The sequence below is a fragment of the Variovorax sp. NFACC27 genome, assembly GCF_048301545.1.
GTDB classification, from domain to species: Bacteria; Pseudomonadota; Gammaproteobacteria; order Burkholderiales; family Burkholderiaceae_C; genus Variovorax; species Variovorax gossypii.
Window position 1 is genome coordinate 1,078,184 of sequence record NZ_CP157613.1, and the last position, 20,518, is coordinate 1,098,701.

The following is a 20,518-nucleotide window of genomic DNA, read 5'->3' on the forward strand; positions in this document are numbered from 1 at the left end:
GGCGGCGAAATGGCTGCACCAACCAATACCTACACGTCCACCGCTGCGGTGGGCAACCGCGAGGACCTGGCAGACGTGATCTACCGGATCTCGCCCACCGAAACCCCGCTGCTGAGCCTCGCGGAGCGCGTCTCGGCGGACAACACCCTGCACGAGTGGCAGACGCAGGCGCTGGCCGCGCCGGCGGACAACGCGCAAGCCGAAGGCGACGACGCCACGGCCGACGCTGCGGTCCCGACCGTGCGCCTGGGCAACCGTACCCAGATCGCGCGCAAGACCGCGCGCGTTTCCGGCACGCAGCAGGAGGTGAACACCGCCGGCCGCAAGAAGGAACTGGCGTACCAGGTCTCCCTGAAGGCGCTGGAGATGAAGCGCGACATGGAGCTGGGCTTGACCCAGAACAACGTGTCGGCCACCGCCCCTCGTCGTAGCCGCGGCATGGTGGGCTGGATGGACGCTGCGAACGTCGATGCCGGCGCTGGCTACGTGGCCCCCAACTACGTCACCAATGTGGCGCAGACGGACGGCACGCAGCGCGCGTTCACCGAGGCGCAGCTGAAGAACGTGGCGCAGAAGATCTACACCTCCGGCGGCAACCCGAACACGCTGATGCTCGGGCCCGCGCAGAAGCAGACCTTCTCCACGTTCCTGGGCAACAGCACCCGGTTCGACGAGGGCGAGGACAAGAAGGTCGTGGCGGCCACGGACATCTACGTCACCGACTTCGGCGCCCTCAAGGCGATCCCGAACCGCATCCAGCGCACGCGCGATGCGTTCGTGATCGAGAACGAGAAGGTGGCGGTGGCCTACCTGCGTCCGATCCAGAAGACGCCGCTGGCGAAAACCGGCGACTCCGACGCAGTGATGATCCTGGCCGAGTACTGCCTGGAGAACCGCGCACCGCTGGCGCACGGCGGCGTTCTCGACCTGCTGTAAGCCCTCGGCAGGGCAGGTAGACCAAGGGGCCCGAGGTTCACGTTTCGGGCCCTTTCCCTTTTCTCTCCCAACGTCGCGAGACGCCGGAGGTTCTATGCAAACCATCGACACCCAGATCGTGTTTCGCGACGAAGAAGCATTCGTCAAGCGGACGCAGGACTGCACGCCCGTGGCCGAGCGCGCGAAAGAGATGCATCGCGCCGGCATGCACGGCTCCAATGAAGTCAAGCTGGCCGCGTCGATCCCCAACATCCTGATCGAGCAGTACTGCCTGGACAACGGCATCACCTATCGCGAGTGGTGCATGGACGAGGCGCACATTCGACGCATGCTGGCCGATCCTGCGCTGCAGCACTTCCGCATCTGGCCCGGGCGGATCTGAGCCATGGCGATCAACAGCTACACCACGCTGCAGGCGGCCGTGGCGAACTGGATGAACCGCGGCGACCTGGTGGCCGTCGTGCCGGACTTCATCTCGCTGGCCGAGTCGCGGATCGCGACGGATCTGCGCGTGCGCCGGCTGCTGACCACCATCCAGTTGAGCACTGTCGCCAACGGCACCGTGCCGCTGCCGGCCGGCTGGCTGGAGTTCGAGGCGCTGCGCTACAACGACCGCCCCATCGACCTGCTGACCTCGGAACAGATTGCCGATCGCTTCGGCCAGGGCTCCGGTGAGCCTGCCTACTACACCATCGAGGGCGACCAGCTGGTGCTGGGCCCGACGCCGGATGGCGTGTACACGCTGGATGCGCGGTACTACAAGCAACTCGACCCGCTGGCGACGACGGGCGCGAACTGGCTGCTGACCAGCAAGCCGAATCTGTACCTCTATGCCGCGCTGGCCGAGGCCTGCCTCTTCGTGAAGAAGAAGGACGACGCGGCCTCGTGGGCTGGCTTGTACGGCGGCATCGTCGAATCGCTGCACGTCGAAGACGCGAAGGCGAAGCACAGCGGTTCGCCGTTGAGGGTGATCCCGCGATGAGCCCGATCATCGGCTTCGCACCGGATGCCGATCCCACCACGGTGGGCGTGCTCACGGCCTGCGCGAACTTCATCCCGTTCGAAGCGGGCTTCAAGGGCGCCCCGTCGCCGGTGGCCGTGGCGGTGGCCGCGCTGGCAGCACCGTGCCGTGGCGCAGTGGTGGCCACGCGCCTGGGTGGCACGCGCCGGGTGTTCGCTGGCACGCAGACGAAGCTCTACGAGCTCGCCGGCACCACCTGGACCGACCGCAGCAAGGCCGGCAGCTACACCGGCTCGACGGAATCGCGCTGGTCGTACTGCCAGTTTGGCGACACCACCATCGCATCCAACCTGGTGGACCCGATGCAGCAGTCCACGGCGGCAGCCTTCTCGGACGTGCCAACCGCGCCACGCGCAAAGATCGTTGTCAGCGCGTCCAACAACTTCGTTCTCGCCTTCAACACGAACGACGCGACCTTCGGCGTGTCGCCTGACCGGTGGTGGAATTGCGCGCAGAACGACCAGACGAACTGGACGCCGGCGCAGGGCGGCCCGACCACCGGCCGCCTAGTGGCTGTCGAGGGGCCGATTCAGGCCGCGCTGCCGCTGGGCGACTATGTGATCGCCTACAAGGCCCGGGGCGTGTTCCTGGGCTCGTTCGTGGGTGGCGATGCACAGTGGCAATGGACCCTCATCACTGGCGCTGACGCCGGCGCGGTGGGCCAGGACGCGGTGTGTGACATCGGCGGGGCGCATTTCTTCGCCAGCGAGGGCGATTTCTGGCTCTTCGACGGCACGCGGCCGGCGTCCATCGCCGAGGGCGTGGTGCGGCGCTGGTTCATCGACAACTCGAACCCGGTCTACCGGTTCATGACGCAGTGCACCTACGACAAGCAAAACGGCTTGGTGCGCATCAATTTCGCGTCGAAGCTCTCCATCGGTGTGCTCGACTGTACGCTGGTTTACCACGTCAAGCGACAGCGCTGGGGCGTTGCGGATCAGGTCGCGCAGGCCTCGCTGAACTACATCGCGCCGGGTGTGACCATCGACGGCCTCAACGCCATCGCCGCAACCATCGACGCGCTGCCGAATGTGCCCGTCGATTCGCAGTTCTGGGTAGGCGGCGGCCAGCTGCCGGCCTACTTCAACAGCAGCAACCAGCTGGTTTCGCTCAACGGGATTTCGACCTCATCCAGCTTCACAACCGGCGATCTCGGTGACGACGACGCGGTGACGATGATCGATCGCTTCCGCACCCGGTTCACGAAGTCGGCCGCCACCGCGCTGGCTACCGGCTTCATCAAGATGAACGAAGGAGATGACCTCGTGGAGGGTTCTTCCAGCGGCATCTTCGATGGGAAGTTCGATCTGCGGCAGTCGGCCCGATTCCATCGGGTGCGTATCGACATGACGGGCGACGTGCAGGCAACCGCCTTCGATGTGAAGGCCATTCCTGTGGGGGATCGATGAAGAAGCTCGACGCCGAGCCACGCCTGCAGGGCGCCATCGCCTCTGTTGTGGAGTGGGCGCGGAAAGTGGTGTTGGTGGTCAACGCGAACAGCGACGAGACCGTGAAGTCTGATGCCGCGCTGACAACACTGATAGCACAGGCGGCGCCTCCAACATTGGTTGGGCTCTTCGCCGCGAACAGCGCTCCGCCTGGCTGGTTGAAGGCGAATGGGGCTGCGGTGTCGCGCACTGCCTATGCCGCGCTTTTCGCTGCAATTGGCACAACCTTCGGGGCCGGCAACGGAACGACGACCTTCAACCTGCCGGATCTGCGCGGCGAATTCCCGCGAGGCTGGGACGATGGCCGCGGGGTGGATACCGGCCGTGTTTTCGGGTCTTCCCAGCTCGATGCATTCCAAGGCTTCGGCCTGAAGGTCTATGCCCTGACCACGGCCGCGGGCACAAACAACCTTTTCTACAACTTCAGCAGCACCGTCAATGCGAATTCCGGTGCATTGGCTGGCCTCACTCATTTTGAGGCGCGCGATGCGATTGCAAACGGCTTCGGCACGCCGCGGGCCGCATCGGAAACGCGGGGCCGCAACGTTGCGCTGCTGGCCTGCATCAAGTACTGATCATGAGCACCAAAACTGTCTATGCATACGACGGCGCAGGCCTATATATCGGCGCCGTCGATCTCGACGAAACCGATATGTCGCCGGAAGAGCCGGGCGTCTGGCTGGTGCCTGGCAGTTGTCTTGAGGTGGCGCCTCCGCCATTCGATGCCGCCACCGAGGTGTGTGCGGCAATTGATGGCGGATGGGTATTGAAAGCGCTTCCTCCACCTCCGCCGCCACCGGGGCCGCCTTCGCTGGAGGAGCGCATCGCGGCTCTTCAGGCAGCCGTAGACGAAACGCTGAATGCTGCCGCGCGTGCGCGGAGGTACGACAGCATTCATTCAGCTGCGCTGCGGGCCGGGTTCCCGGGGCCATTTCACGATGAAGGCATGGCCTATGCCATCTGGATGGATGCGGTGAATGCCAAGTGCTACGAGGTGCTGGCGCTGTACCTGGCTGGCGAAATCGCCGAACCCACACGCGCGGAGCTTCTGGCGATGCTCCCTGCGCTGACCCTTCCCGATCAACAAGGAGCCTGACATGGCAATCGACACCTCCAATCTCGGGATGGGCGGTAACCCGTTCCTGGGTGCAGACAACCCGAATCTGCAGTCCATCATCGACCTGTCCTCGCGGGACATGGTGAACAACTTCAACCGGACCACGCAGCCCGCCTTCAATGCAGCGATGGTGCGCTCGGGCAGCTTCGGGAATTCGGGCATCGATGCGGCGAACCTTGCGGCGCAGGGTCAGCTGCAAACCAGCCTCGGCGATCTCGCATCGAAGCTGCGCTTCAACGACTACAGCCAGCAGCAGGGCATGTACCAATGGCAGAAGCAGTTCGACACGAACAACCAGCAATGGCAGAACCAGTTCGACCGCTCGGTCTACAACGACGCCTACGGCCAGAACCAGCAGAACCTGCAGACGGGGCTGTCGCTGCTCGGGATGCTCGGCGGCCTCAACGGCCAGGACATCACGAACAGCACCAACTACCAGAACACGCCGCTGAACTACCTCACGCAGTTCTCGAATCTGGCCGGCGCAATGGGTCGCGGCGGACAGACCTCTAGCACGACCGGCACCAGCGGCGGCGGCACCAGCCCGATCACCTCGGCGCTCGGCGGCGCGCAGCTCGGCAATGCGTTCGGCAAGTGGTGGAACGGCGGCGACAGCTACCAGAGCATCAACCAGAACGCCCAGAACAACGGCTACGGCAACACCTTCCAGCAGAACGGCTACTCGCCGGATGTGTCCTATGGTTGAGCTCGGCATCGTCCACCACTTCGGAGGCGGCGTGTACGCGAAGGAAACGCACGTCAAGGCCGGCCAGGTGCTGGTGCAGCACAAGCACGAACACGCGCATCTCTCAATCCTGGCAATCGGCACCGTGGAAATGCAGGTAGGCGGCGTGCGCTCGGTTCTTGCGGCGCCGGCCTGCATCACCATCGAAGCCGGCAAGCATCACGGAATCCGCGCGCTCACGGATGTGGTCTGGTACTGCATCCACGCGACCGACTGCACCGACCCGGCCGCTGTCGATGAGGTGCTGATCGCGGACGGGAGTGATCACGGCGAGATGCAGGACATTGCAAGGGGGCTCGCACGATGAGCCACATCAAGCTGCTTTGGCGGGGCCTCAACGTCGAGCCGATGCGCGCAGCACTGAAGGCGCATCCGGAACTGTGGGACCAGCAGACCGCGCGCACCGCGCCCGAGGACTCGCCGCACCACGGCCTCTCCGACATCTGGGCCCGCTTCGCCGATCCGGAGACGATGCAGCCGGACGGCTCGCACGACTCGATCTGGTATCCGCCGGCCGACGTGCTGCCCGTGCGCAAGATTGTGTTTCCGTTGATGGCTGGCGTCGAGGGCGAGCGCCTGGGTGGCGTGCTCATCACGCGCATTCGCCCGGGTCAGGTCTGCAAGCCGCATACGGACCCGGGCTGGCACGCGCGCTACTACCAGAAGTTCGCCGTTCAGATCTCGGCGGCACCCGAGCAGGCATTTCACTTCGAGGATGAAAAGCTCGTGACGGTGCCCGGCGACATCTACTGGTTCGACAACGCTTACACGCACTGGGTGACCAACGACAGCCCGGTGGACCGCATCACCATGATCGTCTGCATCAAGACGGAAAGGATCTGACATGCCTCTCTTCTTCAAGCACCAGCGCGCGATGCCGCGCATGCCCTGGGGCGTCGTCGGCGCCATCGGCGGGACCGTCGTCAACAACGTGATGGCGGACGGCAAGGGCGGCAGTGGTGGCAGCAGCCAGCAATCGTCGAGTGAGCCGTGGGCCATGGCGCAGCCGTGGATGATGTCCAACATCGTCAGCGGCATGAACCTGCAAAACCAGCTGACGGCGAGCCCATTCAGCCCGCAGCAGCAGGCCGCCTACGACAACAGCTATGCGCTGAACGACTACATGCGCAACCTGGTGCCCAGTCTGCTGGGCCAGATCGGCGGTCAGCAGGTCGGCTTCGACCCGAAGAACCCGAGCGCGCGGCCGCAGGCCTGGAACTGGGCAGGTCTGCTGTCGGAGGGCGATCCGAACCTCGGGCAGCGCTCGGTCCTCAACGCGAAGCCGCCAAGCACGGCCGCCGACACGGCGCCGAAGCAGTCGGGCACCTTCACGCAACAGGGCGATGTTCTCAACGGCATGAACCGCACGGGCCAGAACGCGGATGGCAGCCTCATTGGCGCCGGTGGCTACGGCTCGTTCAAGTACGGCATGCCCATGCCGCAGCCCGGCACGCAGGCCTACCGCGACATGTCGGAGTACTTCGCCAACGGCGGTGCGGATCCGAACGACATCTACGGACGCAAGGCCAGCGCGTACCAGCTGCAGCCGGCGAACCCGCTCTCGTACCTTTGGACCTCGGGCGGCGGCCCGGGCATGGTTGCCGGCGGCGGCATCGGCGACACGGGCGCCAATGCAGCGGCCGCGGCCTCGGGCAATACCGCTTGGTAAGGGAGGCGTCATGCCAGGACTTTTCGATTTCCTCCAGCAGCCGGATGCGCAACTCGGCCTGCAGTTGCTCGCGGCCGGCGGCTACTCGCCCACGCCAATGGGCGCCGGTCAGCGCATCGCCGGTGCGCTGCAGAATTTTCAGGCGCAGCAGGTCACCAATGCGCAGCAGCAGCTGGCGCTCCAGAAGGCCGCGCAGGAGATGCAGCTGAGCCGCCTGCTTGCCAGCCGCTTCGCCGGTGGCGGTGCGCCTGCAGGAGGCAGCCCTGCCGGCGGTGCTGGCGTCGCTCCCATGCCCGTGGGCAGCGCTCCTTCCGGCGCTGGTGCTGGAGGCGGCAGCGGTGGTGCTGGCGTCGCCGTTCCTTCCGGCGGTGCTGGTGGCGCCTATCCGCTGAACCTGAGCGACATCGGCCTGATGACTGCAATGGGTATGAAGGGTGCGGAGAACCTGTTCAACCAGTACAAGTACGCCACGGACGGCGTGCAGCAGGTGGCCGGCAACTACTACAAGGACCCGATGACGGGTGCCGTGCGATACCTGCCGAAACTTGACGTGGGGCAGGAGATTGGCCCGGATGGTGCCGTCCGCCCGGTCGCTGGCTACATGGCCTCGAATGCCGCGATCAAGGGCGTGGAAGCCGGCGCGACTACGCGCGCAACCGAGGCCGCGAAGTATCCCTTCACCGTGGGCGCGGACCGCGAGCGGCAGACCACGCAGGCCGCGCTCGATCCGCAGGCGGTGGTGGGCGCTGATGGGAACACCTACTACGTGCCGCGGCTGTCCGTGGCCACCGGTGCCACTGGTGCCGGTGGTGCTGGCCAAGGCGGCGCCGTAGCGGGCGGTGCGCCGGCGCAGGGCGGCTTCATGGCCGGCCGGGATCCGGTGCGCCAGCAGTCGGCGACGGCGCTCAATGACAACTGGATCAAGAACGCCTATCAGCCGACGTTGGATGCCGGGAACGCTGCTTCGGACGCGCTGACCAACATTCAGGCCCTGCGCACCATCGACCTGAAAACGGGGTGGGGCACCGATGCGAAGGCGACCGCTGCCAACGTGCTGACCGGCATGGGCATTGCACCGAAAAACGCCGAGATGTTCGCGACCAATGCGCAGAAGTTCCAGTCGGTGGCCATGGATCGGCTGATGAAGAAACAGGTCGAGCAGAAGGGCACTGCGACCGAAGGCGACGCGAAGCGCATCAACCAGACCTATGTGTCGCTCCAGAACACACCAGCGGCGAATGACTTCATCCTCGACCTGGCCCAGGCACAGGCCAACCAAGACCAGCGCCGCGCGCAGTACTACGAAGCGGCTCTGCCGCTGGCGCAGAAGTCCGGCGACCTCACGCGCGTGGATCGCGAGTGGCGGAAGATCAAGGGGTCGATCTGGGCGGATCCGGTCCTGCAGCGCTGGAGCCGTTGATGGAGCTTTTCAACCAGCTGGAAGGCCAGTTCGGGCTGCCCGCCGGGCTGTTGGATGCCGTGTGGGCGCAGGAGTCGAGCCGCGGCCGCGCGATGCTGTCGCCGAAGGGCGCGAAGGGCCACATGGGCTTCATGGATGCCACCGCGCAGCAGTACGGTGTGGCAGACCCCAACAACCTCACGCAGGCTGCCACGGGCGCCGCGCGCATGTATTCGGACCTGCTGCGCCAGTACGGCGGCGATCTGCCGCGCGCACTGGCCGCCTACAACTGGGGGCAGGGGAATCTCGCTCGCAAGGGCATGGATGCCGCCCCCGCGGAAACGCGCAACTACATCAGGGAGGTCACGGCCGCCATGGGACAACCTCAAGCACGCGCACCCCAACAAGATGCGCCCTCAGACGACTGGGCCACGCTGAATGCGCAGTTCGCGCCCGGCGCCCGCCAGGGCGCACAGGAGCCCGATCCGTGGGCCGAGCTCGGCGCGAAGTTCGCGCAGCCGGCGGCACCGACCGGAGCGCCGGCACCGGCGCGTACCCAGCAGCCACAGCAGCAGGCCACGGGCTCCGATCCGGTGCGCCGAGCTGCCACCGCTGCGATTCCCTTCGCGGGGCCGCTGCTGGCAGCCCTGGACATCGATCCGGACGTACCGGCGGCGCTGAAGGGTTTGGCCGGCGGTTTTGCGGATCTCGGTCAAACGCTCATGAACAGGGGAACGAAGGTAGGCGCGGATGCCATGCCGACGAATCCGGATGTGCAGTGGATGGTGCCTGAGAACGTGCGCCGGCCGGAGCGCGGCGTCTCCACGCTGGTGACGGGGCAGCAGCCCGCGAGCCGAGCCGAGAAGGCGAACGCCGAGCGCGCGGCATCGCTGGATTCGTTTTACCGCGACAACGCCGGCAATCCCTGGTTCACTGGTGGGCGCATCGCCGGCAACGTCATCGCGACGATGCCTGTCGGCGGTGCCGTGGCCGCGCCAGTGCGCGCTGCCGCGCCGGTGCTCGCGCCGTTGGCTGACGCTATCGCTACCGGTGGCTTCCGCACGGGGCTTGCACCCACCACGCTGGTGAGCAAGGCTGGCAACGTGGCGCTGCGCGGTGTGGGTGGTGCAGCCACCGGCGGAGCTTCGGCGGGGCTTATCAACCCCGATGAGGCGCTGCTGGGTGCGGGTATAGGGGGGGTGCTGCCGCCAGCACTGTCTGGCCTGGCGAAAGGTGGAGACTTGCTCGCTGCTGGTGCTAGGCGTCTTTTCGCGCCTCAGTCCGCAACCGACGCGCGCGCAATCCTGCAGGCTGGCGGTATCGTGCCCGCCGATATTCCCGCAGTGCGCGCGGCGCTGCAGCAGCAGGGCCCCAACATCGTGCCTGAAGGGCCGACCGTCGCGCAGATCCTGCAGAACCCCGAGATTTCGCAACTCGAGCGCAGCGTGCGCAATGCGCCTGGTGGGGCTCCCGCCCTGATCGCCAAGGACCAAGCGCAGAACGCGGCCCGGCTCGGTGTGGTGAACGACATCGCCCCGGTGGCTGCCGATCTCCCTGCGGCGCGAACGAACTTCGGCAACACCATCGCGCCGCTCGCAGCAGACGCGCGCGCAGCTGCGTCAAAGGAGGTTCGGCAGGCTTTCGATGCAGTCGATCCCTTCAACGAAACGCGCTTCTACCTTCCGTTGCCGGAGATGGAGGCATCCAAGGCCAAGTTTTTGGGCCCGGGCACCTTCGGCACCGGCAGCAAGGCACAGGCAGCCATCGACACGGCCACTGATGTGGGCACCGAGGTGCTGCCGGCCGTCACGGCTGCCACGGCGCCCGGTGTGCGGCGCCAAGGGCAGACCATCGTGGATGCCATCAAGTCGCTGGGCGGCATCAAGCAGGATTCGCCAGGTGCGCAGGCATTGGCCGGCGAGATCGCCGACCTGAAGCAGGCCGGCGGCGGCATGCGATCGATCATCCAGAACGGCCGCGGCCAGTCGCCCGACACACTCGCGCAGGCGATGCACGCGCAAGGCTTTATCCCCAACGAGGACCCCGCCACGCTGCTGGAGGTGCTGCGCATCCACGCTGGTGGGGACAAGGTGTTCGCCAAGGGTGTGGACCGTAGCAACGTGTTCCGCGCCGGCATGGAGGCCGCACAGGGCGAGGCGCCGGGCGCCGAGGTGATCCGCAAGACCGTGCCTTTCCAGACCGTGCAGAACCTGCGCAGCTCGATTGGTGAGGCAGCCGAGCAGGCGCGAATGCGCGGCGCCAACAAGGAAGCTGCAGCGCTCGACAGCATGAAGGCAGACATCGACAAGCGTGTGAACTTGGTGCAGATCGGGCAGGGCGACGCGGGCGAGCACTTTCCGCCCGACGTGGTGGCGCAGTGGCGTAAGGCCATCGACCTGCACGCCGACAAGCAGGATCGCTTCGCGCGTGGCCCGCAGGCCGGCATGTTCCGCAAGGGCGGGGACGGCAATTACTCGGTGGAGGGCGGTGAGCTCGCGCCGAAATTCTTCTCGCCGCGACTGTCGCAAGCCGAGGACATCGAAGCGCTGAAGCGCATGCGCCTGGGTGATCCAGTGCTGAAATCCTTGAAGAGCTACGCGACCACCGACGCATCGCGGCGCGTCACTAGCGACGGCACACTGCGCAGCAAGGCCTTCAATGACTGGCTCGACGCACATGGCGGTGCGATTCGCGGCCTGTTCGACGATGCAGAACGGGCCCGGCTCACGGGAGTGGGCGCGGATCTCAAGCGCGCGTCAGATGCAAGGGACCTGGGCCGCGCTACGGGCTCGAACACGTCGCAGAACGTGCAGAACGCCCTGGGGCTTGGGCTGCTCGACAGCCGCGCGGTGAACTTGCTGGCCAGCCGGACGCCGTTCGTCGGCCGCTTCACTGGCCCGATGCTCGATGCGTTGCGCGAGTCGGCGAAGCGCGGCAAGGCGGCTCGCATTGGCGGATTGCTGTCGGATCCGGAGGAACTGGACCGCGCCATCGCGGCCTATCAGCAGGTCCTGGCGTCGCAGGCGCAGCGGCCGGCGCTGGTTGGTTCTACTTCTTTTGGTCCGGCTCTCTATCGAGCCGCGCCTGTGTTATTGACCGGCCGGTGATGAGCCGGTAGGCGAAGCTAACGATGAACACCAACACGCAAAGGCCGATGCCTTTCCAGATTAGATATTGGGCGTGTGGGCTAAGACCTTCCATCGGCGCATTTTAGGCCGCGACCCTTTTCCCCTTCAAACCCGCTTCGGCGGGTTTTTTCGTTTCTGGAGTTCCACCAATGGCAGTCATCACCGATATCAACTCGCTGTCAACGAACCCGTCCTCGAATGGACCAGACGGCGCCGTCGATCCACCTTCGGCCCTCGACGATCAGCTGCGCTACCACGGCGCATTCATTGCGCAGCTGCGTGATGGCCTAGGAATGCCTGTCGGCGCGCTTCTGGCCTTCGCCGGCACTGTGGGAACGCCCACGGGTTGGATCAAGGCCAACGGTGCGTTGGTGTCGCGCACCACCTATGCGGCGTTGTTCGCCTATGCGTCCTCGCAGGGGCTCGTATCAGAGGCCGCCTGGACGTCCACCAGCTCGGGCCGCTTCTCTGTAGGTGATGGCTCGACCACGTTCCGTCTCCCAGACACCCGAGGGATGTTCATCCGCGGCCTGGACGAGTCGCGGGGGCTCGATGCAAGTCGCGTTGTGGGCACCTATCAGGAGCAAGCGAATGCGCCGCACACGCACAGTGTGACTGATTCCGGGCATATCCACGGCGACACGGGGCATTCGCACGGGGGCTTCACAGACAGCCAAGGTTCGCATCAGCACGGCTATTCGGGATGGACCTCCACCGGTGTCGTTGCCGCAAGCGGCCTTACCAGCGCAACGGTCTATGCGCCAACCGCTGCAGCCACCGACGCCGCTGGCTCTCATGCCCACAACATCGCGACCGATGTGCGGACCTCCAATTTACTGGCAAGCGCCACCGGCATCTCGATCCAGTCGCAAGGTTCGGAGGGGCGTCCCAGAAACATCGCCTACCCCATGTTCATCAAGTACTGAGGCCTGACATGTACGTCTTCCACTACGACCCCAACACGATGGCCTACGTGGGCAACAGCCCGGTGGACTTCTGCCAGCTGCAACCCGGCACTGCCCTTGTGCCGGCCTGGGCCACGCAGGTTCCGCCGCCTGGTGGCTGGGACAGCCGCATCGAGCTGCCGTTCTACGTGCCGGGAAAGGATGTATGGGAGGTGCGCCGGCTTCCGCCACCGGCGGCCGAGCCGCCCTCGCCTTCGGATGCCGAAGTCCTGGACCGCATGCAGGAGCTGAAACGCACGCTGGAAGCGCACCTGCGCGCGGCCGGCGAGATCGTCGAAGAACTCACGGGGGCCACGGCCAAGGAGAGCGCATGAAGCAAGAGCTGAAGGACATCGCAACGGAGCTGGCCGTGCGCACCGCGCCCGCGAGCGGCATCGCTTGGTACGCGGACATCAGCTGGACCGGCGTGCTGACTGGCGTGCTGGTGGTGCTCCAGATTCTGTACCTGCTGCGCAAGTGGTGGCGCGAGGAATCGGAGTGGGGCCGCCGCCTGAAGGACTGGGCTGAACGTCAGGGCCTGACGAAGCCGGGAGGCTTGTCGTGAGCCGCGCTCAGCTCGCGGTCAAGGTGGCCGCGCCCCTGGTGCTGGGCGGCGCTGCGCTGCTCGGCGCAATGCACCGTTGGGAGGAACAGCGCCTGGTGGTCTACGCCGACAAGCTGGCCGGCGGCCTGCCGACCTATTGCAGCGGCCGCACCCAGCCGCCACGGCCAGTGGGCGAGCGCCTGACGCAGGCGCAGTGCGACGCGATCGACGCGCAGACCGCCTCCGATTACGGCCGCGCGGTGCTGGCCTGCATCCCGGCCGTCAAGCTGGATCAGAACAGCTTCGACGCCTTCACGCTCTTCGCGATCAACGTCGGCAAGTCGGCGGCATGCGGCTCCCGCGCCGCGCAGCTGATGCGCGACGGCAACCGCGAGGCGGCCTGCAAGGCTCTCGCGCGCGGGCCGGATGGCCGGCCGGTCTGGAGCTACGCCGGCGGAGTGTTCGTGCGAGGGCTTCAGAACCGACGCCAGTACGAGGCCAACTGGTGCCTGACGCTCGCGGAGGCCCCATGAAGCTTTACTGCGCGCTGTGCGGTGGCGAAGGCCATATCGCGCCATCGTGCCCTTGACGACGTGTAGAGGAAATGGCGATTTCCGTGCATGTCGGGCGGACGTGTTCACTTTTTCCGGGACTCTGAACATGTTCCCTGATCTGAAAACCCCGCTGCTCTGGGCGCTGGGCCTGGGGCTCGTGGCTGCGCTGGCCACGGCCGGCATCGAGCGCACGCGCGCGGCAGGTGCTCGCGCTGACGCCGCGACCGCGCGCAAGGAACTGGCCGACTACCGCGCCACGGCCGCCGAGTCCGGCCGGCTCGCGGAGCGTGCGGCCCGCAACACCGAACAGACCTGGCGCTCTCGCGTCGATGGAGTGATTCAAGATGGCCAACAACAGATTGCCCGTGCGCGCGACGATGCTGCTGACGCTGTCCGTGCTGCTCGCCAGCTGCGTGACGAGCTCGCCGCCTATCGCGCCGCCATCCGTGCAGCCACCGCAGCGCCCGCCGCTGCCGCCGGAGGGCCGCCAACCACCGATCCCCTCGATTTGCTCGCCGACCTGTTCGGCAGGGCTGACGCGCGAGCGGGAGAACTGGCGGCAATCGCTGACGAACGCGGTGCCGCTGGCGCCATCTGTGAGCGCTGGGCCAGAGCCACTGAGCCCTGAAAACTAGCCCGCCGCCTCGTGGAAAATGGGCTCATGAAATCTATTCGATACGCTATCCCGGCAATCATGCTGTGTGCGACTGGTCTGCTACAGGCGCAAGTCGCAATCGGTGGCGTCGGCAACAGTTCATGCGACGTTTGGATCAAGGCTCGCAAGGCGCCGGCAGGGCAGGCTATGGAAACCATCACGCAGGCAATGATGACCTCTTGGGTACAGGGATACCTATCAAGCAAGAATTCCACTGGCACCACTGTCAAGATGGTTTTGGAAGTCCCAGACCCTGAATCAATAAAAATGGTCTTAGACAGGGGGTGCGCGCTGATGCCAGATGCACTGATCTTTGCGGTTGCAGACGATTTGGCGAACACGCTAACCGGGATATATCAAAGCCAGAAGCGCAAGTAGCCTTGACTCAGCATTGCGCACCGGCTCAAGTGACTGACCCTCTACAGATGGCTTTTTCTTTGGCGATCATTCAGTCAGCCGACGCCAGCAAGCTGGTGCTGAGCCGACCTCGTACAAGTCGTGCTGATGGCGTCGAGGCCTTGAAGCGCAAGTGCATCGAGTGGATCGAGAAGGCCGAAGCGGAGCTACCGTCCCGCCCATGAACAGTCGCCTCAGGGGCGGCTTGGTCACGCTCGCCCGCCAGTTCGGCCCGCTGGGGGCGGGCTCCTGACCTCGACCGGCCCGATGCCGCTGTACACCGTCGAACCGTCCTTCAGCGACGTGACCGTCCAACGCTCGGCACCGTGGCCGGGCGTGACCTTGTAGTCGCCCGGTGCCAGCGGCAAGAGGCACACCTCGCGCTCGGTGTCGCTGTACCAAGTTGGGGTGTAAAGGACGGCGGGTTCCGCGGGGAAGAATTCGGCTTGGCTCATGGAGGGATTGTCGGGGTCTAAAAACAGGTCGCCGGAGGGCGGTGGCGCATTTGGCTCGGCTAATCAGCGTTCTGCCGCTCAATCGGCAGGATGTGCCAGACCTGCCGGAACTCCTTCATACGTGGTTCGCCGTCGATCATCTCTGTATCCAACTCCGTCCCCGACCACAAAAAGCCAGACCCCTTGTATGGCATCAGCACCGGATCTGTCAGGCGTCCTCGACCTGCCATCTGAGCGGTGCCGTAGCTCACGTACAGGCTCGCCTCGACAGTGTTCCTGGCTGAACTATTCTTGTCCCGATCCGACTCCAGCAGAGTGACCGTGTAGCGGCGCGGCGGATCGCGCTCCGTCCGCTTGAGACGGAGGCCCTTGCGCATCAGGAATGTGACGTCGGCGAAGAACATGCTGTATGAATATACAGCTTTCTGCCTAACGACTAAGGGTGACTTTCAGCGTCCTTCCTGGTCCAACGCCTTATCTCCAGAATGATTCTGAGAGCCCGAAATTCTTCCCAAGGAACTGTGCAGACGTGTGCACAGTCAATCCACTGTGAAGTTTGTGCAACTGTTTGCTATCATATATATAGCTAAATGCCTAGATCTGATGGAGTATCCCGCTGGATTTTGCGCTGCACAAATGGACAGTAGGGGAATCCCGGAAAAGGGCGCAAAAGCACTAGATACACGTCACAATAACTTTTGTCAGCGTCGGCAAGTAACCTCGGAGAATCGTCATGTCAAATCTCTTCCCTCGCGCACGTGGGAATGCTGACACGCCTCCCACCACGCTACTTCAGCATCCGCAGCCGCAGAAGGTCGTTCCGGATGTCGTCAAGACTCAGCCGGTTCGTGATCCGTATGCAGAGTTGTCTCGCGCAAGCGACCGACTCACTGCCGGCAAGAGCATTTTCGAAAGCGTTCTTTCGTCCAAGAAATTGCAGACTGCGTAAGCAATGGCGGATTCGTTTCCTCGGACCACGGATCTTCCTAAGCAGTCACCGCTTTTCTGGGTCAATCACAAAGACCGATATCTTCGGCAGCTCTTGATCGAGGACATCCAGGCCGAGACTGGCCGGAGTCTGTTGGTCTATTTCACTGACTGCGATAACACTGGCGCTCAGATCGACACAGGAGACGATGTCCACTTCGCTGAGTTGCTGAACACCTGCGTTGGGCAGCCAATCGATCTGCTGCTTGAGACCAATGGTGGCATGACGGATGCCACGGAAAAGCTCTGTTCTCTATTGCGGGCAATGGCTCCAGATCTGAGGGTGGTTGTTCCTCGCCGTGCGAAGAGCAACGGGACTGTATTGACCATGTGCGGTCAAACGGTGGTGCTCGGTGTGGAATCGGAACTCGGTCCAATTGATCCAGCATTGGGCGCAATTCCTGCGCACTTCGTGCTCAATGCACCGCCTGGCTCATTCAACGCGATTGACTATCAGATCGCCCAAACGGCGCAGCAGCAAACGGAAAAGCTTGCTCGGGACCTCTTGTCCACGGGGATGATGAAAGGCCGAGCCGCAACAGAGATCGACGAGGTGATTGCGAAGCTGGCGACTCGCAATGTTTACCACTCCCATGGCTCTGTCATCGATTACAAGGAGGCTCAACTTCTGGGGTTCCATGTGACCTTCTGCGATCAGAACTCGAGCCTTTGGAAGAAGTTTTGGTTGCTGCGCGCGATGTATCAATTTGACTGCCCGTTGAACGGCGTGGCGAAGCTCTTCGAATCGGCCCGTATCAGTACGGGTGTAGCAGCACCCAAGCCACCGCCTACTCCCGCTCCCTAGAGCTAGGATGTGCCTTCACACGCGCGCGCGTGACCATAGAGGGCATATGCTCGTACTCGAATACAACCATTCAACCTTGGTCAGCGATCCGGAGCCGAATCGCTTCCACAAGTGCATTGATGGAAGGGTCCAGCTCCGTGATGACGATGACGCCGCAACCGCAATAGGGCGGTTCTCGGTCATCGTTATTGATGTGGAGTCGGCGGTGAACGAACGCGAGGACATGTTTGATGTCTTCGATTGCAGCTCACGAACCGTTGACTACTTCAGCCTTTACACCGATGACATGGAGTTCGTTCCAAAGGTCACGAAGGTACTCAAGGGGGGTGAGAGATGGGCTCCCAATATGCTCGTCCTCGACCGTCTGGAGATCTTCCCCAAATACAGAAGGAATCGTTACGGGCTCCACGTCCTGAGATGGCTCCAGTTTCACTTTGGAATTGGCTGTGGAATCGTGGTGATGAAGCCGTTTCCTCTGCAGTTCGAAAGTGGGATGAAGACTGAGCGTGGGCAAAAGGACTTCGCCAAGCTGCGATTAGGTGAGTTCACCGACAACAAGGCCGCGGCACTCCGAAAGCTCAGAACCTACTATGGCCAGGCAGGCTTCGTGCGGGTGCAAGGCACCGAGTACATGGTGGCTGACCCATTCTTCGTTGCTCAGAGCCTAGGGAGGGTTGATAAATCGAGCCCGAGGACGGGAACAGATGACCTGTAAGCCTCAAGTGTCGCGGTGTCGATTCTTGAGGATATTCCCGTAGGGATGCCAAGACCCGCGTGGATGCTGGCTTGTGCCATGGATTGAAAATCCGCGTGTCGGTGGTTCGATTCCGCCCCAGGCCACCATCTTTCTTTCTCGGTAAAACCCAAGACAGCTTAAAAGTCCTTGTACATCAAGGACTTAGCCTGAAAAGGCGGCTCAGGCGGCATCATCCGATCTCACATAGTCCCGTTCTTGCGTGTACCCCACGGTGTACCCCAGACTGCCTTTCAACCGCAGTCGATTTTGGGTACACCATGGGGCAACTCAACGAACTTCAGATCAGGGCGGCAGCGCCGCGTGACAGGGAATATTTGCTGGCGGACGGCGAGGGCCTTTACCTTCGCGTGCGACCGACCGGCAAAGTGTGGGTCTATCGTTACAAGCGGCACGGCAAAGAAGCCAAGCTCAGTATCGGTCACTACCCGGCGGTGACACTCGCGACGGCGCGCCGGAAAGCGCGCCTCGAAGCCGAGAAGCGCGCCGATGGTGTCGATCCCCGGGAGGCCCGGCGCGTAGAGGTCGAGCGTGCTCGTGTCGCACGCCTCAATACCTTCGAACTGACCGCCCGGGCCTGGCATGTGCAGGCGTGGAAGGACCGCGAATGGTCGGCCGGCTATGCCGGAAAAGTTATGCGCCACCTAGAACTGCACGTCTTTCCCTGGATCGGTGCGCTCGCCATCGAGGCCATCTTGCCGACCGAGGTGGTTCGATGTCTGCACCGCATCAAGGAGCGCGGCAATCTGGAGACGGCGCAGCGAGTGCGCGAAGCGGTGCAGCATGTGTTCCAGTACGCTGTCGACGTGGGCGCGCTAGATCCGGCTCGGAACTTCGTGAACGGTCGCACGGGCGGCCTGCCGCCACCTCGCACTCGACACTATGCGGCCATCACGGATCCGCAGAAGCTCGGCCAGTTGCTTCGTGACATGCGTGCGTACAACGGCAATGTCATCACGCGTGCGGCCTTGCAGCTATCGCCCTTGTTGTTCCAGCGGCCTGGTCAGCTGCGCTTGGCGCATTGGGAAGATGTAGATCTCAATCAGGCGCTTTGGCGTTGCCCACCCGAGAAGATGAAGTTGAGGGAGTGGAAGAAGCGAGACGTACGCACGCCGGCACACCTCGTGCCGCTGCCGACCCAGGCGGTCGAAATTCTGCGCGATATCCATCCGCTGACCGGTCCTAGCGGGCCGATCTTCCGCAGCATGTCGAAGCGTTCCGAGAAGACGCGGTACATGAGCGACAACACCATCAACAGTGCGCTGCGTACATTGGGCTATGACACGAAAGAGCAGATCACGGGCCACGGGTTTCGCGCCACGGCCCGGACGCTGATCCGCGAACTGTTGGGGTGGGATCGTGAGGTAATCGAGCGGCATTTGGCACACGGCTCCGATGAGGAGTTGGGAAGCGCCTATGACCGCGCCACTTTTCTGAATCAACGGCGCCAGATGATTCAGTTGTGGGCGGATCTGCTTGATGACCTGGCTGCGGACAGCGCGTTGGCGATGCCTGTTTGCACGGAGTTTGCGACGGGAAGGGCGAGCGAGATGGGCGTGGAGGAGGCGGGCTCTTTCCACCGCACTGCTCAGCTCGAAGTTTGATTCGAAAGCGATGCTGACGCGCTGCAGTGGCATACCTTTGCCGGATCTCGATCGGAGGACGTTCGTCGCGAGAAAAGTCCCCTTGCTTCGAGGCAAGCGTTGCAACCTGCCGATCGAATATACCAAGTATTCTGATCTACACCACCGAGCTTCTTGATGTTGGCTGGCGGTATGGCGAGCAACTAATTGAGCGACCTCTTATTGAACCTAATTTCTGTCTAGGATTTGGCTTTCAGAACCCGTGCCGATGCGTTCGTTCTTCCTCGCACTGCCGATTCGCCGGACAGCGTCTTGCGAATCTCCTCGTCGGCTGAACCAAAAGCATGTCTCGAAGTGGAGGAACGCCAAGCATCGAGCGCAATAGACCAGCACGGTCGACCTGTACGTGATGTCGACGATCGGCGAACTGCGGGTACAGGACGTCGAGCTATCGCCTGTGCCGACGGTGCTGGAGGCGATCTGAACCATGAAGACCGAAACCGTCTAGCGGCCACGTGATCGCAACGAAGCTGTTCTGGAGTGGGCTCTGGTACACGGCTATCGGGAAGGCGCGAACGCGGCGCGCTGGCGCGGCCACGTCGACCAGATAATGGGCCGTGCGCGAAAGCTCAAGAAGGTGACGCACCACCCTGTTCGACCGTCGACCAAGCGGGCGCGTTCATGGTTGACTTGCGCGGCGTGGAGGGATGCAGTGCCCTGGCGTTGGACCAGGCCGTGCTGCCGGGCGAAGTGCGCGGCCGGTGGGCCGAAATCGACCTCGATGCGCAGCTGTGGATCATCTCTGTCGAGCTCATGAAAGCGAAGAAGGAGCACAGCGTACCGCTGACTAAGCAAGCAATCCAGCTGCTGGAGGCACTGGATCGGATCGAGGGCTCGGGCCTCGTACTCCCCGGCCGCAAGCCGCTACAGTCGCTCAGTGACATCAGTCTGACGACGTGCATGCGCCGCATGACAAGCACGTCACACGGGCAGGTCGTTGGTGCCTCACGGCTGCCGCAGCACGTTGGGAACTGGGTCGGAGCTCGTAGGGGGCACTCCAACGCTGGCTCACTTCTTCTTCGGCGCGGACACGCAGGGGTTAAAACGTGCCAGTGTCGCGCTTTTTTCGGGGCCAAGGTGCGGCGCACGGACTTCTGCCATGCCAGCGGGGCAGGGCAGGGGCTGGTGGTCGACCGCATCGGGGCCGTGGCGGGCTACCGGTATGAGCTCCTGGGGCACTCGCTGTCGCGCGACCGGTTCGTTGAGCCCTATCTCGTCACATTGTTGCCGGAGGCTCGCTGCCGCTGCACGCCGTGCGAGGCACCCGGCTACCACTTCCAGGCCTGAACTGAAGAGGGGCCGGCCGCGGGAAGCGGCT

Annotated in this window: 24 protein-coding genes; 22 read left to right on the top strand and 2 right to left on the bottom strand. The window is 63.8% G+C overall.

The annotated features are described in order from the left end of the window. The first annotated feature begins 9 nt into the window (after positions 1–9). The 18 genes from ABL840_RS05040 to ABL840_RS05125 all read left to right on the top strand — a co-directional run bounded on the left by ABL840_RS05040 (position 10) and on the right by ABL840_RS05125 (position 14,538). Positions 10–936: a DUF5309 domain-containing protein gene (locus tag ABL840_RS05040; protein ID WP_093299228.1), complete on the top strand. Its 927-nt coding sequence runs from the start codon at positions 10–12 to the stop codon at positions 934–936. 94 nt (positions 937–1,030) lie between these two features. Next, a complete protein-coding gene (locus ABL840_RS05045; RefSeq protein ID WP_093299230.1) occupies positions 1,031–1,318 on the top strand; it encodes a hypothetical protein in 288 nt (95 codons plus the stop codon). A gap of 3 nt (positions 1,319–1,321) precedes the next feature. After that, positions 1,322–1,918, top strand: a complete 597-nt coding sequence (locus tag ABL840_RS05050) for a phage adaptor protein (protein ID WP_093299233.1) — start codon at positions 1,322–1,324, stop codon at positions 1,916–1,918. Next, positions 1,915–3,366, top strand: coding sequence for a hypothetical protein (locus ABL840_RS05055; RefSeq protein WP_093299235.1), 1,452 nt, complete (start codon positions 1,915–1,917; stop codon positions 3,364–3,366). Before ABL840_RS05050 ends, ABL840_RS05055 begins: the two co-directional genes overlap by 4 nt. Next, on the top strand, positions 3,363–3,980 hold the full coding sequence (locus ABL840_RS05060; protein ID WP_093299238.1) for a phage tail protein: 618 nt from the start codon (positions 3,363–3,365) through the stop codon (positions 3,978–3,980). Before ABL840_RS05055 ends, ABL840_RS05060 begins: the two co-directional genes overlap by 4 nt. Before the next feature lie 2 nt (positions 3,981–3,982). Beyond that, on the top strand, positions 3,983–4,501 hold the full coding sequence (locus ABL840_RS05065; protein ID WP_143042885.1) for a hypothetical protein: 519 nt from the start codon (positions 3,983–3,985) through the stop codon (positions 4,499–4,501). A gap of 1 nt (position 4,502) precedes the next feature. Continuing rightward, positions 4,503–5,228 carry a hypothetical protein gene (locus ABL840_RS05070; RefSeq protein ID WP_093299240.1) on the top strand — a complete coding sequence of 242 codons (726 nt, stop codon included), beginning with the start codon at positions 4,503–4,505 and terminating at the stop codon, positions 5,226–5,228. Further along, positions 5,221–5,574 (top strand): cupin domain-containing protein, encoded by a 354-nt coding sequence (locus ABL840_RS05075; protein ID WP_093299243.1) that lies wholly within the window; start codon positions 5,221–5,223, stop codon positions 5,572–5,574. Before ABL840_RS05070 ends, ABL840_RS05075 begins: the two co-directional genes overlap by 8 nt. After that, a complete protein-coding gene (locus ABL840_RS05080) occupies positions 5,571–6,110 on the top strand; it encodes an aspartyl/asparaginyl beta-hydroxylase domain-containing protein (protein WP_093299245.1) in 540 nt (179 codons plus the stop codon). The genes ABL840_RS05075 and ABL840_RS05080 overlap by 4 nt, the downstream gene beginning before the upstream one ends. A 1-nt stretch (position 6,111) precedes the next feature. Further along, the gene (locus tag ABL840_RS05085) at positions 6,112–6,936 is read left to right on the top strand and encodes a hypothetical protein (RefSeq protein WP_093299248.1); all 825 of its coding nucleotides are present in this window, start codon (positions 6,112–6,114) and stop codon (positions 6,934–6,936) included. Positions 6,937–6,946: 10 nt separating this feature from the next. Further along, a complete protein-coding gene (locus tag ABL840_RS05090) occupies positions 6,947–8,356 on the top strand; it encodes a hypothetical protein (RefSeq protein ID WP_143042886.1) in 1,410 nt (469 codons plus the stop codon). Continuing rightward, positions 8,356–11,442 carry a lytic transglycosylase domain-containing protein gene (locus ABL840_RS05095; protein WP_093299253.1) on the top strand — a complete coding sequence of 1,029 codons (3,087 nt, stop codon included), beginning with the start codon at positions 8,356–8,358 and terminating at the stop codon, positions 11,440–11,442. The genes ABL840_RS05090 and ABL840_RS05095 overlap by 1 nt, the downstream gene beginning before the upstream one ends. 170 nt (positions 11,443–11,612) lie before the next feature. Continuing rightward, entirely contained in the window at positions 11,613–12,389 is a 777-nt protein-coding gene (locus tag ABL840_RS05100) for a phage tail protein (RefSeq protein WP_093299256.1), read from the top strand. A gap of 8 nt (positions 12,390–12,397) precedes the next feature. After that, positions 12,398–12,742, top strand: coding sequence for a hypothetical protein (locus ABL840_RS05105; protein WP_093299258.1), 345 nt, complete (start codon positions 12,398–12,400; stop codon positions 12,740–12,742). Further along, a complete protein-coding gene (locus ABL840_RS05110) occupies positions 12,739–12,972 on the top strand; it encodes a hypothetical protein (RefSeq protein WP_093299260.1) in 234 nt (77 codons plus the stop codon). Before ABL840_RS05105 ends, ABL840_RS05110 begins: the two co-directional genes overlap by 4 nt. Further along, positions 12,969–13,484 carry a lysozyme gene (locus ABL840_RS05115; protein ID WP_143042887.1) on the top strand — a complete coding sequence of 172 codons (516 nt, stop codon included), beginning with the start codon at positions 12,969–12,971 and terminating at the stop codon, positions 13,482–13,484. Before ABL840_RS05110 ends, ABL840_RS05115 begins: the two co-directional genes overlap by 4 nt. Positions 13,485–13,611: 127 nt before the next feature. Next, positions 13,612–14,133, top strand: coding sequence for a DUF2514 family protein (locus tag ABL840_RS05120; RefSeq protein ID WP_093299911.1), 522 nt, complete (start codon positions 13,612–13,614; stop codon positions 14,131–14,133). A 33-nt stretch (positions 14,134–14,166) separates the two neighbouring features. After that, positions 14,167–14,538 carry a hypothetical protein gene (locus tag ABL840_RS05125; protein WP_093299262.1) on the top strand — a complete coding sequence of 124 codons (372 nt, stop codon included), beginning with the start codon at positions 14,167–14,169 and terminating at the stop codon, positions 14,536–14,538. A 227-nt stretch (positions 14,539–14,765) separates the two neighbouring features. Here ABL840_RS05125 and ABL840_RS05130 read toward each other — a convergent pair whose 3' ends face one another. Continuing rightward, positions 14,766–15,011: a hypothetical protein gene (locus ABL840_RS05130; RefSeq protein WP_093299265.1), complete on the bottom strand. Its 246-nt coding sequence runs from the start codon at positions 15,009–15,011 to the stop codon at positions 14,766–14,768. A gap of 59 nt (positions 15,012–15,070) precedes the next feature. Next, entirely contained in the window at positions 15,071–15,415 is a 345-nt protein-coding gene (locus ABL840_RS05135) for a hypothetical protein (RefSeq protein ID WP_093299267.1), read from the bottom strand. 638 nt (positions 15,416–16,053) lie between these two features. Here ABL840_RS05135 and ABL840_RS05140 point away from each other — a divergent pair. From ABL840_RS05140 to ABL840_RS05155, 4 genes are all read left to right on the top strand, one after another. Next, entirely contained in the window at positions 16,054–16,803 is a 750-nt protein-coding gene (locus tag ABL840_RS05140; protein WP_418116203.1) for an SDH family Clp fold serine proteinase, read from the top strand. 46 nt (positions 16,804–16,849) lie between these two features. Beyond that, positions 16,850–17,518: a hypothetical protein gene (locus ABL840_RS05145; protein WP_093299272.1), complete on the top strand. Its 669-nt coding sequence runs from the start codon at positions 16,850–16,852 to the stop codon at positions 17,516–17,518. Between the two features lie 299 nt (positions 17,519–17,817). Continuing rightward, complete coding sequence (locus ABL840_RS05150; RefSeq protein WP_093299275.1) at positions 17,818–19,161, top strand: tyrosine-type recombinase/integrase; 1,344 nt, start codon at positions 17,818–17,820, stop codon at positions 19,159–19,161. A 660-nt stretch (positions 19,162–19,821) separates the two neighbouring features. Next, the gene (locus tag ABL840_RS05155) at positions 19,822–20,487 is read left to right on the top strand and encodes a tyrosine-type recombinase/integrase (protein ID WP_418116204.1); all 666 of its coding nucleotides are present in this window, start codon (positions 19,822–19,824) and stop codon (positions 20,485–20,487) included. Positions 20,488–20,518 lie beyond the last annotated feature (31 nt).

What these genes read in the sequence shown, in the direction of transcription:
- ABL840_RS05040 (WP_093299228.1), top strand. Translation starts at nt 10, where the DNA reads ATGGCTGCACCAACCAATACCTACACGTCCACCGCTGCGGTGGGCAAC.
- ABL840_RS05045 (WP_093299230.1), top strand. Translation starts at nt 1,031, where the DNA reads ATGCAAACCATCGACACCCAGATCGTGTTTCGCGACGAAGAAGCATTC.
- ABL840_RS05050 (WP_093299233.1), top strand. Translation starts at nt 1,322, where the DNA reads ATGGCGATCAACAGCTACACCACGCTGCAGGCGGCCGTGGCGAACTGG.
- ABL840_RS05055 (WP_093299235.1), top strand. Translation starts at nt 1,915, where the DNA reads ATGAGCCCGATCATCGGCTTCGCACCGGATGCCGATCCCACCACGGTG.
- ABL840_RS05060 (WP_093299238.1), top strand. Translation starts at nt 3,363, where the DNA reads ATGAAGAAGCTCGACGCCGAGCCACGCCTGCAGGGCGCCATCGCCTCT.
- ABL840_RS05065 (WP_143042885.1), top strand. Translation starts at nt 3,983, where the DNA reads ATGAGCACCAAAACTGTCTATGCATACGACGGCGCAGGCCTATATATC.
- ABL840_RS05070 (WP_093299240.1), top strand. Translation starts at nt 4,503, where the DNA reads ATGGCAATCGACACCTCCAATCTCGGGATGGGCGGTAACCCGTTCCTG.
- ABL840_RS05075 (WP_093299243.1), top strand. Translation starts at nt 5,221, where the DNA reads ATGGTTGAGCTCGGCATCGTCCACCACTTCGGAGGCGGCGTGTACGCG.
- ABL840_RS05080 (WP_093299245.1), top strand. Translation starts at nt 5,571, where the DNA reads ATGAGCCACATCAAGCTGCTTTGGCGGGGCCTCAACGTCGAGCCGATG.
- ABL840_RS05085 (WP_093299248.1), top strand. Translation starts at nt 6,112, where the DNA reads ATGCCTCTCTTCTTCAAGCACCAGCGCGCGATGCCGCGCATGCCCTGG.
- ABL840_RS05090 (WP_143042886.1), top strand. Translation starts at nt 6,947, where the DNA reads ATGCCAGGACTTTTCGATTTCCTCCAGCAGCCGGATGCGCAACTCGGC.
- ABL840_RS05095 (WP_093299253.1), top strand. Translation starts at nt 8,356, where the DNA reads ATGGAGCTTTTCAACCAGCTGGAAGGCCAGTTCGGGCTGCCCGCCGGG.
- ABL840_RS05100 (WP_093299256.1), top strand. Translation starts at nt 11,613, where the DNA reads ATGGCAGTCATCACCGATATCAACTCGCTGTCAACGAACCCGTCCTCG.
- ABL840_RS05105 (WP_093299258.1), top strand. Translation starts at nt 12,398, where the DNA reads ATGTACGTCTTCCACTACGACCCCAACACGATGGCCTACGTGGGCAAC.
- ABL840_RS05110 (WP_093299260.1), top strand. Translation starts at nt 12,739, where the DNA reads ATGAAGCAAGAGCTGAAGGACATCGCAACGGAGCTGGCCGTGCGCACC.
- ABL840_RS05120 (WP_093299911.1), top strand. Translation starts at nt 13,612, where the DNA reads ATGTTCCCTGATCTGAAAACCCCGCTGCTCTGGGCGCTGGGCCTGGGG.
- ABL840_RS05125 (WP_093299262.1), top strand. Translation starts at nt 14,167, where the DNA reads ATGAAATCTATTCGATACGCTATCCCGGCAATCATGCTGTGTGCGACT.
- ABL840_RS05130 (WP_093299265.1), bottom strand. Translation starts at nt 15,011, where the DNA reads ATGAGCCAAGCCGAATTCTTCCCCGCGGAACCCGCCGTCCTTTACACC.
- ABL840_RS05135 (WP_093299267.1), bottom strand. Translation starts at nt 15,415, where the DNA reads ATGTTCTTCGCCGACGTCACATTCCTGATGCGCAAGGGCCTCCGTCTC.
- ABL840_RS05145 (WP_093299272.1), top strand. Translation starts at nt 16,850, where the DNA reads ATGCTCGTACTCGAATACAACCATTCAACCTTGGTCAGCGATCCGGAG.
- ABL840_RS05150 (WP_093299275.1), top strand. Translation starts at nt 17,818, where the DNA reads ATGGGGCAACTCAACGAACTTCAGATCAGGGCGGCAGCGCCGCGTGAC.
- ABL840_RS05155 (WP_418116204.1), top strand. Translation starts at nt 19,822, where the DNA reads ATGGTTGACTTGCGCGGCGTGGAGGGATGCAGTGCCCTGGCGTTGGAC.